At 33.0% G+C, this 14,143-nt stretch carries 9 protein-coding genes; 4 read left to right on the top strand and 5 right to left on the bottom strand.

Annotated elements, in window-relative coordinates:
- Window positions 1–193: 193 nt before the first annotated feature.
- From V8G56_RS03870 to V8G56_RS03855, 4 genes are all read left to right on the top strand, one after another.
- Window positions 194–742, top strand: coding sequence for a lipid-binding SYLF domain-containing protein (locus V8G56_RS03870; RefSeq protein ID WP_395437143.1), 549 nt, complete (start codon window positions 194–196; stop codon window positions 740–742).
- A 231-nt stretch (window positions 743–973) separates the two neighbouring features.
- A complete protein-coding gene (locus V8G56_RS03865) occupies window positions 974–1,267 on the top strand; it encodes a hypothetical protein (RefSeq protein ID WP_395437142.1) in 294 nt (97 codons plus the stop codon).
- Between the two features lie 35 nt (window positions 1,268–1,302).
- A complete protein-coding gene (locus tag V8G56_RS03860; RefSeq protein WP_395437141.1) occupies window positions 1,303–1,449 on the top strand; it encodes a hypothetical protein in 147 nt (48 codons plus the stop codon).
- A 16-nt stretch (window positions 1,450–1,465) separates the two neighbouring features.
- Window positions 1,466–2,167 (top strand): porin family protein, encoded by a 702-nt coding sequence (locus tag V8G56_RS03855; RefSeq protein WP_395437140.1) that lies wholly within the window; start codon window positions 1,466–1,468, stop codon window positions 2,165–2,167.
- A gap of 43 nt (window positions 2,168–2,210) precedes the next feature.
- Here the strand turns inward: V8G56_RS03855 and V8G56_RS03850 are convergent, their stop codons facing one another.
- From V8G56_RS03850 to V8G56_RS03830, 5 genes are all read right to left on the bottom strand, one after another.
- Window positions 2,211–2,381 (bottom strand): DUF4251 domain-containing protein, encoded by a 171-nt coding sequence (locus V8G56_RS03850; protein WP_395437139.1) that lies wholly within the window; start codon window positions 2,379–2,381, stop codon window positions 2,211–2,213.
- An 842-nt stretch (window positions 2,382–3,223) separates the two neighbouring features.
- Entirely contained in the window at window positions 3,224–3,565 is a 342-nt protein-coding gene (locus V8G56_RS03845) for a hypothetical protein (RefSeq protein WP_395437138.1), read from the bottom strand.
- Window positions 3,566–3,708: 143 nt separating this feature from the next.
- Window positions 3,709–11,193 (bottom strand): S8 family serine peptidase, encoded by a 7,485-nt coding sequence (locus V8G56_RS03840; protein ID WP_395437137.1) that lies wholly within the window; start codon window positions 11,191–11,193, stop codon window positions 3,709–3,711.
- Window positions 11,194–11,234: 41 nt separating this feature from the next.
- Window positions 11,235–12,716 carry an FISUMP domain-containing protein gene (locus tag V8G56_RS03835; protein ID WP_395437136.1) on the bottom strand — a complete coding sequence of 494 codons (1,482 nt, stop codon included), beginning with the start codon at window positions 12,714–12,716 and terminating at the stop codon, window positions 11,235–11,237.
- Window positions 12,717–12,729: 13 nt separating this feature from the next.
- Entirely contained in the window at window positions 12,730–14,142 is a 1,413-nt protein-coding gene (locus V8G56_RS03830) for a RagB/SusD family nutrient uptake outer membrane protein (RefSeq protein ID WP_395437135.1), read from the bottom strand.
- Window position 14,143: the final 1 nt, after the last annotated feature.

Here is a 14,143-nt window from a genome sequence, read left to right as displayed (position 1 = left end):
CTACCGCTTTCATATGGTTAAATGGATTAGTGTTAATTAAATTTAAAAGTTCGATGATGCAGCCATAAAAATTAATGAATTAACATACGGGAAATATAATATGTCAATATATTTTATTTTATAATAGAATATATTAATTTTAAACTTTATCAAAACCAAGATATCCTTAAACCTATATTAAATTTTAGATATAATGAAACTTAACAATTTAAAAAAAACATTAGTTCTTCTCATAATTCTGACATTGTTTTTTGGTACTTCTTATGCCCAAGTAGGTGGTTGGAATCCTGAATTACAAAAAGAAGCCAATCAAGCCTTAACAACAATGATAGAACAAACACCTAAGCTACAATCTTTTAAGGAAAAAGCTTATGGTTATGTGGTTTTTCCTAAAGTAACCAAGGCTGGCTTAGGTATTGGAGGTGCTGCAGGATCTGGAATTGTATATCAAAATAACACTGTTATAGGATCGTCAAAATTGAAACAGGCTTCTATTGGGCTGCAAGCAGGTGGCCAGCAATATAGTGAGGTTATTTTCTTTGAAAACAAAAAAGCTTTTGAGACTTTTACAAAAGGTAATTTAAAGTTTGATGCACAGGCTTCAGCAGTTGCCATAACCTCTGGGGCTTCAATTGATGTCGCTTATCAAAACGGGGTTGCTGTATTTACGCAAACTATTGGTGGTTTAATGTATGAAGCATCGCTTGGTGGCCAACATTTCTCATTTAAACCTAAAAAATAATTACAAATATTTTTATAATAAAACATTAGATTTTTTTTATTTCTTTTTTGCAATATTTGTTAAAAAGAAAATAATATTACTTTTAAATATATAACACCTATGAAGTTAAAAATATTTTTATCTACGGTCACTTTGATTTGTTTAACTTTTGTTGCCTTTTCCAATATTAATATGCATTCTCCTATTAAAAATGAAATTATTTGGAAAAAACACTTTTAGGAGCCACCAAACTTGCCAGTTGGAACTATAATACAATTAAAAACAAGTAAAGATATTTATGCAAAGAATTTTAAATCTGGAGATCATTTTTTTGCAGATCTGGCAAGAGATATTACTTCAAAAGGAAAAGTTTTGATTCCTGCAGGCACCCTGGTACAGATTGACGTATTAGAATCTGACAATAAGAGTCGTAGATCGAGTATTTTTATTGTAACGGTAGGAGGTTTTATTATAGACAATTATTTACAACCGGTAAAAACAGAAACAAAACAAGAACCACTGAAGATCAAGCCGAACAAACCATAAAAAAGCGGCAATTGGTGTGGGCATAGGGGCACTCTTTGATGGTGGAAGAGGCGCAGGAAGAGTTGCTGCAATTGGGGGGGGGTGCCGCAAGTTTATTAACCCCGGGACAAAGTATTTATTTTCCAAAAGCTAAGGAAGCCACTTTTCAATTAGCTTCTGAATTGAAGATTGACTGTTTATAATAAAAAAGAAGAAAAATTGAAAAAATATATCTTAACATTAGTGGTTATCCTTTTTGGTTTTACCATGCAATCTCAAATTTTACTAACGCTTTTATTTGGTGATAAATTAAATTCTGACGGATTAGAATTTGGGTTAGTCGGTGGTTTTAACTTTTCTAATATTTCTGAATTAGAAGCAAATAGACCTTTAACCTCATTTAACCTTGGTTTTTATTTTGATTTCAGATTAAAAAACCAATGGAATATTTATACTGGAGTATTAGCAAAGGCTAATCTTGGTGATAATAAATTAACATCCAATGATCTTGATTTTATTGGAATTGAAGCGTATCCTGAAAATGGTGCTTACAGTCAGAAAATAAAATATTTTATAATTCCAGCTTTTTTAAAATATAATTTCCCAAACAGAATACATATTACATTTGGTCCGCAGTTTGGACTCATGTATAAATCATGGGTTGAATTTAATTCTGATATTGACCATAGAGAAATTAAAATAAAAGATTTTAATAGTAATCAGATCAATAGATTGGATGCAGGTTTAACACTAGGTACAGGATACAAATTAGTGCCAAAATCGGGCATGACTATAAGTTTAAAATATTATTATGGTTTGACTAATGTTTACAAAGGTATTAATGGCTCTAATAACAGTTCTTTTTTTCTTGATTTAAACCTACCCATTGGAGCCAATAAGAAAAATAAAACGTTAGAATAAATAAAGAAAAAAGATGTTTTGAAAATCTTGAAATCTCCTTTCCTTACTCTTTAATAGATTCGTTTTTTCCATTATAAGATATACTTCCTCTGTTATAACTTGAAACATTAAAAGAAGCAGAACCTTCTAAACCAATTGTTAAGTACATGTTATAATATTGGTTTTTATCTTTAATATTAACCTTTATTTCATATTTCTTTTTAAAATTATCCAAAGTATATAGTTCAGGCTTTAAAGTTTATGCCAACGCCATTTGATCTTAACGGAGTAATAGCAAATGTTCTTGTAAAAAAAATTAAATACCTTTCAATAATCTCAGGTTGAAATATCACTTCATAATTGTTAGAGTTTAAATTAATGGCTCTTCTTCACGTTTGTAAAGCAGTTGTTGGTTTAAACACAAAAGATTTTCGATGCTAGTCCGCAATGGTATTATTTAAATATTTAATGTATTTCATCGAATATTTTTGTTTTTTAACGATTATTCTAAATATTATTATTAAGTTAGCTGCAAGAATTAAAAGAGTGAAACAAACAGAGATTGTTAATAGCTTCTACAAGAAACACTCCTTTTACACAATTTATAAAGGCTCTTCCTTGATATCTTCTTGACGGATTGATATTGATTTAGGGTCTTTTTCATTCCAATAAAATCTTAATACGAAATTATTAGATATCTATTTTTATAAGATTGAAGTCTATACAATTTAAACCAATGTTATTTTAAATCAAGTCTCCAGTTAACAAACTAGATTGTTGAAAACTAAAATTTAAAACTTCAATATTTCAGTATGATTGTTCCATTGATACTGACAAACCAAAGTTGAAACTTTCTTGAAGAGATAATGGATATTTTTAGATTCCTCCAAAAATTAGATGACCCTGGATTAATTTCAAAGATATAACCGTTGTGTTATCGTTTCATTAGCACATTGGCAATAGTCATAAAATAAAAGCCCTGCGAAAAAAATCGCAAGGCCTTTTACTAATTGACTAATACTTAAAAAACGTACAAAAAAATTAACTTAATTTATATTAGAGGCTTACACAAAAAAATCATTGTTCCAAGCCCTCAAATTTATGCTTTAACAATTGCTCTATTAATGATACCCAATCTTCTGAATAGTTAAGAAAAAAGAGGTATTCTTTCTTTTTGCCTACAATTGTCAGTTTATCCTTCACAGCAAAAATATGCTTGTTAGATTTCACCAATTCTATTTCATCTAAGTCCAGAGATATACCCTGCCCAGACTTTGATGAAAAAACAATGCGCTGACTTGTAATTATCAATTCTCCTGATATTTTGCGTTCACCATCAAAATATTTTGCATGGGCACTAGTAATTTCATACTCCTCCTCCTTCAGTTTATCAGATGAAATCAAATTGCGATTAATCATATTTCTCACTATTTTTAAATTATCCCAATACATAAATTATATGCAGTTAAGTAATGTGTGTCAATTATTTACAATAATATTTATCCATGAACCTTTAAACCTTCCTTAAAGCTTAAATGACTTTAGCCTTTTTCTTTGTACGGCTATTTTACTATTATTTTAAAACTTTTATATGCTTTGTCTTCTGCACTTAAAACACAGATATAAAACCCTGGTGCTATTTTTCCAAAAGATAATCTTTCTACATGTTCGCCAGCTGACACAGCAGTTTTACTTGTTTCTTGTTGTAATTGACCAAATGAATTGTATATTTTAATACTCACATTTGCAGGCACATCTAACCTGTAATAAAGTTTTGCGAAATCATTTACCACAGGATTTGGTGTAAAAATTGCGGGTAACTCTGAGTCATCAAAAATAACATCCTTAAAAAACCCGTCGGGCACACCATCTGCTTGCTCTAAATCGTTAATTACATTAACGTAGACTAAATACAATACAAACCCGTCTGCTTTGCCGTCATCGGCTCCAAATACAAGCTGACCTGTTCCTACTTTTAAAGGATTTAAATTTATAAAAGAGCTACCAAGTGCCATATCAACAATTTCCGGATTGTAATTTCCTGCCAACACTTGTATGCCATCGCCATCTGGATCACTAAACATATCGAACGGATCAATAGTTAATGTTTTATTAGTTGAAGCCAAATTAAGCGTGATGACCTCATATTTAATATTAAATACTGGTGCCCGGTTTTTTTCAAGTACTTTAATTGCAAGAGTATCAGTTGTGACATTACCAACAGCATCTTTTAATGCGATTGGAATTCTATAATAACCCTCACTTTCATAATCTGTATTAACAGATACCTGGGCTGTATTCTCTCCTGTCTGAGTTAGTTCATATTCAATCCCTTTAATAGTCTCATCCATTGAGATGGTCATATCTTCACCTTCACCGTCTTCAAATAAATAATTGAAAACTTTAGATTCTGTTTCAACAATACTTAAAGTATCTTTATAAATATTTGGATAAAACTTAAATTCTGGCGCTCCGTTTACGTTTAAGGTAATTTTAACTTCCGCTTTGGAATTATTTAGGTCATTCGACTTCGCAATTATTTTTCCAATATGAGTTCCCTTTCCAGCAATTTTTGGATCAATACTTGCATTTATGGCTACACTGGATCCTGCAGGTAAAACGCCTTCTTTTGTATCTAGGGTTAACCATTGATTTTTTCCAGATGCTGTTAAAGGTCTTATTTTCCATACCATAAATTCACTTTGCGTGTATCCAGGATACCAATAATACTTGCCGTTACCTTGATACACACCGCTAAAACAGTTCTTTAAAACATTTTCATCATAGGAATTATCAAAACCTAAATATTTATTTGTGACAGGGTGGGTTATGATGATAAAGAAATCTTCGCCCTCTGGAATAAAAAATGGTTTTTCTAAAGGAAAATAAATCCATTCTTCATCTACCCTTTTATTTATGACAAATTGTTGTTCATAAATTTTCTCTCCATCCTGAGGTAAATCAACATTGCCTTTATAAATCATAATGGTTACTAATTCTTCTATTTTATCAAAAAATGAATAGCTTTTAATATGGGTAAGGTTGAAACCTCCTGCCGGTGCTGTAAACCGATTTGAAAATGCGAGATTAGCTCCTGATGCCCAAGGTGTAAATACGCCGTCTCCAATATTTTTAGTATCTAAAGCTAATGAATCTACGGTAATTCTATCTTCAAACTCGTACTCACCAATTTTATCAGAAATATACACTGGCCCGGGTGTTGGATCTATATAAGGAACAGTAGCTGGTGTTAAAGTATAACGCAGATTGGTTTCACTTTTGTTTTCTACATTAAAAGTATAAACTTCTGTTTCAACATTTGTTAAAGTGTATTCTTGATCTTGCGCATCCCAGCTAAAAATTGGAGAATCTACAATGATAGCCGAAACAACAGTAGATTCACTTGTGAAATTACCAGAAAAATATATATTCCCATTTTGGTTTTTATTTTCAGAAACTAATATTTCTGCATAAACATTGATTGTCTCCCATGGATTTATATTTATTTGACTAAGCAGAGCCCCCGAGCTATTGCGTATAATCTTTTTTCCGGCCTCATCATATAAAGTTAAACCCTGCAATCCATCAGAAGTAATAGTAGCTAATTTTAAAACCGCGTATCCTTTATTTGTTAAACTAATCGCTTTCCGTAAAGTTAAATTATCCTTAAAAACAATGTTATTCCAAATGATGGTGTCCGTGGCAACCAATGCAGGTGTCCCTGTTACATTTAATGTAACCGGAATTTCAAATGTTTTTTGATTTCTACTATTTGTTCCGAGCATTAAAGTATCTTGATAAGTTCCCGGATAGTAAATATCTTCAGCTGAAACCGTTAAATTAAAAACATCTTGTTTCTGTGCTTCTATATGCCCTCTTTGTGGAGGTGAAATAATAATAGAGGTGTTATTTTTAATATTGGCCCACATCATTATATTTGCCTTTGGCTCTTCAAGGAACTCGGTTCCATCTGGACTTTTAATACCATATTTTATTATGCCACCCCAAGTTTCAATGTCTCCGTAATGAAATTTAATATAACCTTCTGCATCAATTTCAACCTGAAATGATAAGGTTCCAGATTCTGAACTTGAATTTTGTCCTTTTATCTCGTACCATTGAACAATCAGTTTATTGTCTTTTATCTCATAGTTAATGCCATCTCCATTATCATTAGGTTTTATATTTGACCATAAAGGAGCAATTACACCATAAAATTTATCATCTACTTTAAATTCAAAATCTAGAGGTTCGTTTTTTGGTTCAATTACTGAAATATATCCTTTTGAAGAAATCCAAATAGTTTTATAATACTTACCGTAATAGGGGAACTCAAACGGCAATTCAATAGATGTATAATTATTTGAAGTCCACTCCAATCTTCCCTCTTTTAGATTCAAAACATCCCATTTGTGGAATATTTTTGAAGCATCGCTTAGCGCCCAATTATATCCATAATCAGAAGTAACTTTCTTGTTGTTTTCTCCAATAGCTTTTCCGATTACCTCATTAGCAACAGATGCATATTTACTATTTTTAAAAACATAATCTAAATCAACAGTATTACTTGTATTGGTAATATTAAACGGGATTGATGTTTTCGCTCCACCAACGACATTTACTGAAATTGGTAAGGTTAAATCATGGGTATATTCAGAATCATCTAAACCTTCTGCGGTAACTATTGCCTTATTAACCGAACCATCTTGAAAAACTACAGTAATTTGACCCAATAATTCATTGGATACAGTAGGGGTAAATTTAACAGGGATCATCACGTTAGAAATACCTTTTACCTCTAAGGGAAATAATGAATTATCAATGGTAAACGGTGATAAATTCACAGATGCAGAAACTAAATTAATAGCCTGGGCTCCTTTATTTTCTATCCTTAAATACTTTGTTTCAGATTGTCCGATATATACAGGCTCGTTAAAGTTAAGCGAATCTTTAACGATAACATTTGTCGCACCTAAAACATTAATAATTAAAGGAATTGATTTAAATTTTGTTCCTGTATTGTTGTAAACAACAATAGTATCATTATAGATTCCTGAGGTTTTACCAAACCCTTTAGGATCAATATTTAAACGAACCTCGTCAGAATTTCCACCTAAAATAACACCTTCTAATTTACTTGCCTCACTAATCATAGAAATGCTATGATCTGGAGTAAATCTAACTACAAACCCATTGTTTATTTGAACTGTATCACCATAATCTCTAAAAATAAGACTATCAGAAGTTTCAATGCCTTGCATAAAGATTTTATAATCCTTACCATTAGCTAAAGCATTGACATCCTTATAACGATATTCTACAATGCCATCTTTAAATAAAACTATCTGATATGTAACACTTTCTCCATAGGTTGCATAGCCTTTAGATCCAGTTCTCATAAGGTCACAATAAAAAGTAAAAACGGCTCTATCTCCAAAGGTATAATAGGTTAGTTCTTTTACATTTAAAGGTTCTCCTTGTATTATAAGCGGTGTCAAGGCTCTGTAATTAAATATTTGAGCATTTCCTAATAAATCAATATTCAAATATTCTAAAAGTTGATTAAAAAATGGAAATTTCATTCCCAGTGATTTGTTGTCTTCTAAAGTTTCCCTAGGGACAGAAATACCAAATCCTGAAATATCTTCCCATGTATTTGCTGCCGGCCCTCCTAAATCTAGAGACGAACTGATTGTATAATTAATTTTTTTATCTAGCCGCCCAGCGCTTTTGTTTACTATACTATAATGATTAAGATCATATTTTAAAGTGGCACCTGTTGCATCGTTAGAAATGGTTAACGCAACTTCCTTCTTATCACCATAATTAACATTAACATTGTTTGATGATAAACTTAAGGCCATCGAAGGTCCTATTTCACTTATAATACGCAACGAAAACGGCAAATCTCCAATATTTGTATGCAGTATTATTTTATCATTGATGACACCTTCAATAATTGGAAGATAGGTAAATCTAACTTTTTCCAAATTTGAAGGTTTTACAATTAAAGTGTCTGTAAATACTTCTGAATTTCCTGCATCTTTAACCGTATATCCGTAAACTTCAAAGTTTGCTAATCCAGTATTTTCAACTTCCAATTCTAAATCGTTCACTTCATTTGTGAATGCCTCATACTCATTTAAAGCGGTATTATCTACAATGGCAACCTGCCCTACTACCTTTAGCTTCAACTCGATATTCACTACTGGTTTATGAATATCGTTTGTTATAATACCTATGGAAGCCAAATGATTTCCGTTTTTTAAATTACTGGCATCAACCGTTATATTAACATTCTGATTTGATTTTTCCTGAATTTCCCCATTATTAGGGGTCAGAAATACAAATGAACCATTTTCACCAGTACTGTAAACTCCAAGTATTGGGATAACCGATCTTAATGCTAAATTTACAGCTTGTTCATAGCTTCTGCCATTATCTCTTGATAAAATAAACCGATCATTATATTCACTACTACCAATTTGCAAAAGTAAAGGTGTTAGCATCTCTTTTGGAAAATGGAGCACCACCCAAAAGGTTTCGTTATCCTTAAATTTTTGAGGTTTGTAAATTGGAATTCTATAATATTTTAATTCATTAATGGTATCAGGATAATATTCTTGAAGATAAACTGTCTCTGCTTTGGTCATGTCATTTCTAGAGCCCTTTTTTACTTCAATGGTAATAGGATATTGGTTTGTTTCTGGCAATAATCCTACTTCCACATGTGTTAAATTAAATGAATAATCATATGGAATATCAAATCGGGTACCGAAGATTAAACCGGCATTAGAATTACCAGAACCAGCTAAAAATGCTGGAGGATTTCCATTTTCATAAGATAAACCAGCTTTATATTCTGTTGTATCATCTTTCCAATAATCATTGGCAGATAGAGAACTTCCTGCTAATTCTGCTTCACTTAAATATCTTATAGCTTCAAAGGGAGTACCAAGATCCCCATCGTGCAGGGTTGTTTCAGAACTTGTTGATTTTGAATTGTATATTATTTTTGGTACTGTTTTACCTGTTTTTTTAATGCCCTTAAAATAAGTCTCATTTGAAATTAAACTTTCCCAATAAATGATTCCTTCTGAAATATTTGAAAATGTTATTGGAGTATTGGCCAATGCATTATCATTGACATCAATAGTTAAATCTATACTTCTAGTTGATTCCATAAAATGTGGTTCGCTAGAGGTGGTAACAGCAAGAATATTTGATATATCAGATACGTTGTCAAACTGATCTAATGACTTAACGGCAAACCAATAATTAGTTTCTTTTAACAGACCTCCAATATTTAGGTTAAAGGTCCCCCCTGTTTCTATGTTATTTTCAATTAAGAAAAGGCCTTGATTTTCAAAATTTGTTGCTGTTATAGGTTTTTCTCCGATAGCTAAATAATAAGTGCTTGGGCTAAATCCGTCTTCATCATCTGGAACCGTCCATGCTAAACGTATTTCATTATGAAACGTTTCACTAGCTCTTAGATCTGTTATTGCATTTGGAGGTATTCTGTTATCATCAATAAGTGCTTTAACTGCATTTACAATGCCCTTTCCGTATTTACTATTATGCTGAAATCTGAATGGTGTTGTTGAGTTAAGAATGATTCTTCTTAAATCATCTGGCGTAAAGTTATCTCCTCCAATTTTAGAAATAATTAATGCAGCAACCCCAGATACATGTGGACAGGCCATGGAAGTTCCTTCCATATAGCCGTATTGATTGTCGGGTAGTGTACTTAAAATACCTCCCTGTTCCCCAAAATTTGTCATATCACCCCCTGGTGCAGAAATATCTACCCAGTCCCCAAAATTAGTATAAGGTGCTGGCAAACCAGTTGGCCCTGTTGCAGAAACCGAAATAACCTCATCAAACGCACCCGGATATCGCGTTGAATCAATCCCATCGTTTCCTGCTGCAAAAAAAAGAATACCACCTTTCATGCGACTACTAGGGTATTGACCAGCTTCCTTTATAAAATATCGAATGGCATCAAGTACTTCGGGCTCATAATAATCAGGTCTGTTATACCCCCAAGAATTTTGAGAAATTACAGCACCGTTATCCGCGCCGTAAACAATAGCTTCAGCAAAATCACCACCACTATTGGAACGGTAATCAAACACCTGCGTTGACATTAATTTCACGCCATTTCCTAGGCCATTCCCTCCGGCAACTCCTGCAACACCTAAACCATTGTTGCCCACCGCACCAACCGTTCCGGCAACATGTGTCCCATGGTCTCCAATAGTAATAGCGCCGGGAATATTAAAATTTGTTCCATGAAAATCGTCAATATATCCATTTTGATCATCATCCACACCTGCTACACCATTCACTTCTGCCTCATTGACCCACATATTAGCTTTAAGATCTTCATGGTTGAAATCAATTCCTTGATCAACCACAGCAACAATAATATCTGAACTACCAGTGGCAGTTTTCCAAGCTTCAAACAAATCAATATCAGAACTAAATTCACCAAAACGGCCGTCACTTTCATAATGCCATTGATCTTTTAAATACGGATCATTAGTTTGTAATACAGCCTGACTATAGAAGACCTCAGGATGCTTTCCAGGTTCAGGTTTAAACACAACCGGTTTTTTGTTAGCGTCAATTCTAATTGTTTTATAAACAGGTTTGATGATCTCTATTTCAACCAAACCTTCATACTGCCGCATCACATCCTTCGCCGTTTTAGTGCTGTCAAACTCGACTTCATACCATAAATGAAGTCCATATCTTCTATGCTTAGCTTCAAATTTAGGTGAGAAAGGAAATACCCGTTTTATTTTATTTATACCTATTTGAGCACTAACTCTATCAATATTTTGTAGACCAACTTCTTTAGATATATTTTTGCTTTCAGAAACCTTGATCTCTTTTGCATTAATCAGCGCTTCTTGCTTAAATTTTATTCTTATTTTACCTTTAACAATATCATCTTCGGGAATATTTCCAACTTGTGCATTCAAAACACCAAAGTGCAGAATACTCAATATAAAAAACACATATATTTTAATCTTTTTCATTTTTGTCATTTTTTTATTCTTGAATCACAGCAATTAGAATACTAATCTTGAATCGCTCTAACATAGCGTACAGGCAAGGCATAATAACTCGCAAACAAAACTACTAAGTCTACTGATTCACTATTCACAGAAGTTGCAATAGCTATTGCCCCATCATTAAATGCGTTATAATCATTGGTCCAGTATTGCGCAGTTTTATCTTGTCCTCTAAAAACATTTCGATAAGCAGGGTCAGAACCACTTGAAAATTCTAAATATCCTGGATAACCAAGATCAAACCCGGTTTTTCCACCAGTTGTTAATTTGTCTTTTGCATATAATGTTCCACCTTGTGAAACAATTAAATTATACACCTCTTCCGATGTTGGCAATCTCCATCCCTCAGGAGCAAAATTTACAGCGGTGTCATGCGAATAAAGGCGTCCATACTTTTTACGATCTTCATTGGTTTCTAGTGGATAACCGTCTTCAATTACCCCTCTGTAGGCATGTCCATAATACCAGGAGCCATTACCAGGTTCTGCAACATAATTATAATTTTCAGACATCCATTCTAAGCCATTTATTGCTGTAAATCGATATGTTTGATTATCTCTATTATCTTTCCACATACCCCATTTACCCCTAAACCTAACATTTACACTATCGACTGATTCATATTCATCTAAAACAACCTTCCATTTAAGCGTATATAGAGAATCCGCAATTCCCTTTATCAAAGAATTTGGGTTATTTTTAGTGTATACAGTGGCTAAAGAGGCGTTTTTGATCACCTCCCATTCTGCAGTAGATCCTGCAGGTAAATAGGCCTCTAGGGTGAAATATTTATCGACTACTTCTTTTTGGTTTTTTATATCTAATTGATCTGGTCCGGCATAAGCATGAAGTACATCGGTTATAAAATCAATTTCTTTATAAACCGCCTTTGAACCATAACTTAGCGTCCATCTTAATTTATAACTGGTCTTTTCCTTACCAATAAATTCCGCCTTAAAATTTTGGCTATTTTCTATTCTTCCATTATTTCCATTAATAATTTCCCATAGACCTGTGGCTCCAAATTTTGGTTCTTCGGCTTTTAAATAAGCCGATACATTATTTTTTAGGGTATCAACATCTGCTTCAGGAGCTATAATCACAGGATTTAAAGGTTTGAATGATACCGTGATACTTGAGGCCTTATAGTCATCACCATTACCAACTTCCCAACCCAAAGTATAAGACTCACCAGGTTCTCCATAGAACTTGGTATTTGGGTCATGTATATCTTCAAAATAACCATTTTCTCCTATGTATATCCGCCATGTACCAACAAGCGGTGGCTTAACTGGTACTGCATTTAATTGTACAACATACCCGTCATTTTCAATATCAACAAAACTAGGTCCGCCATTAGGATTTAACTCAATAGGCTTGTCATCGGGCGCACAGGCATGCACCAAAAACGCCATAGCCAGAAGCAGTATGATACTGTTCAGTATTCCTTTAGTTCTTACAAATGTTACTACCTTATCTTTCAGCATCTTCTAAAATTTATTAATATCCAGGATTTTGATCTAAATTATCTAATGCATCGTTAGCATCAATTTCAGATTGTGGTATAGGGAATGTCAATCTAAAATAATCTGGATCTTGTGCTGTAAATGAATACGTTACCCAATGATCACCCGTTCTAATAAATGATAATTGTCTTCTTTTAATATCCAGCCATCTAAATCCTTCACCAAATAATTCCTTTCTTCTTTCTAATAAAACTTGATCAATTAGAACTTGACCAGTTGCTGTACTTTTTGAAATTCCAGGATTTGATCTTCTTTGAATTTCGTATAAGGCATTTTGAGCTTCAGAATAGTTTTCTAATTCAGCTTCACATTCAGCCTCTATTAAAATCATTTCAGACGCACGAATACAAATTCTTTCAGCATTTCCAACAGCGTTGTTATGGGCGAACTTAACGATAAGATATCTATCTGGATCTATTTCATCTAGTTTTAAAAAGAAAGACTTTCTAGAATCTGCAACTGAAAATTTACTCACAAAATCATTATTTGCGCGCATCGAGCTATACCCGTTTACCGGCCAATAAAAGGATGGTAAAGAAAGATAGGTATTATTGTCTTCTTGCGTATATGCTATGGTATATATAGTCTCTGAATTCCTATAATTGAAACCAGCAAACATATCATTTAAATCCATTAAAACCAGGTCTTTAGAAGCTATTTTTGCATGATCTCTTGCTAATTCCCATTTACCCATATCTAAGTATAATCGGGCTAAAATGGCATGTGCAGCACGATTATCAAAAAAGCCTTTATCATCATTCTCTTCAAGCTGACTTGTCGCCGCTAATAAATCACTTTCAATTTGAGAATAAACCTCGTATAGCTTAGCACGCTCAAAGCCTGAATACAGATCGTCAGACCCTGTATTTATTAGAATGGATGGTGCCTCAGGATCTCTGGCATATGCCGGGCTATAAATTTGTGCTAATTTTAGCATGACATAAGCGCGTAACACACGTGCTTGACCCACCAAATTATCTAATTGTTGTGGTGTTGCATCTGGTATATAAATCGAGTTATTAATAATCTTGTTTGTATCATAAATTAATTTATTTCCGGACCACCACGGACTATCTACATAAACATAATTTGGCAGTACTTGCATTTGGTAAACAGGAATAAACCAGTTCCAGTTATTTACTGAATTAATCATAACATCTTCTCCCATGATATCCGCCATAATAGGATTATAGAGCCCTTCCAAATTAAAACTACTTAACTGATCATAAGCACCTATTAATGCTGCATTTGCAGTTACATAAGAATCAAAAACTAAATCTTCAGAAATAGAATCTGTTGGTTCTAACTCTAAAAAGTCATGACTACATCCTGCTAAAACCAACACTAGAAAAGCAGTTTTTATTAGATTTATTACTTTTGTCTTCATT

The sequence above is a fragment of the Gaetbulibacter aquiaggeris genome (genome assembly GCF_044003965.1).
Lineage (GTDB): Bacteria > Bacteroidota > Bacteroidia > Flavobacteriales > Flavobacteriaceae > Yeosuana > Yeosuana aquiaggeris.
This window is presented reverse-complemented; position numbering and strand designations above follow the sequence as displayed.

Coding starts and splice junctions, on each gene's coding strand:
- V8G56_RS03870 (WP_395437143.1), top strand. CDS start 194: ATGAAACTTAACAATTTAAAAAAAACATTAGTTCTTCTCATAATTCTG.
- V8G56_RS03845 (WP_395437138.1), bottom strand. CDS start 3,565: ATGATTAATCGCAATTTGATTTCATCTGATAAACTGAAGGAGGAGGAG.
- V8G56_RS03840 (WP_395437137.1), bottom strand. CDS start 11,193: ATGAAAAAGATTAAAATATATGTGTTTTTTATATTGAGTATTCTGCAC.
- V8G56_RS03835 (WP_395437136.1), bottom strand. CDS start 12,716: ATGCTGAAAGATAAGGTAGTAACATTTGTAAGAACTAAAGGAATACTG.
- V8G56_RS03830 (WP_395437135.1), bottom strand. CDS start 14,142: ATGAAGACAAAAGTAATAAATCTAATAAAAACTGCTTTTCTAGTGTTG.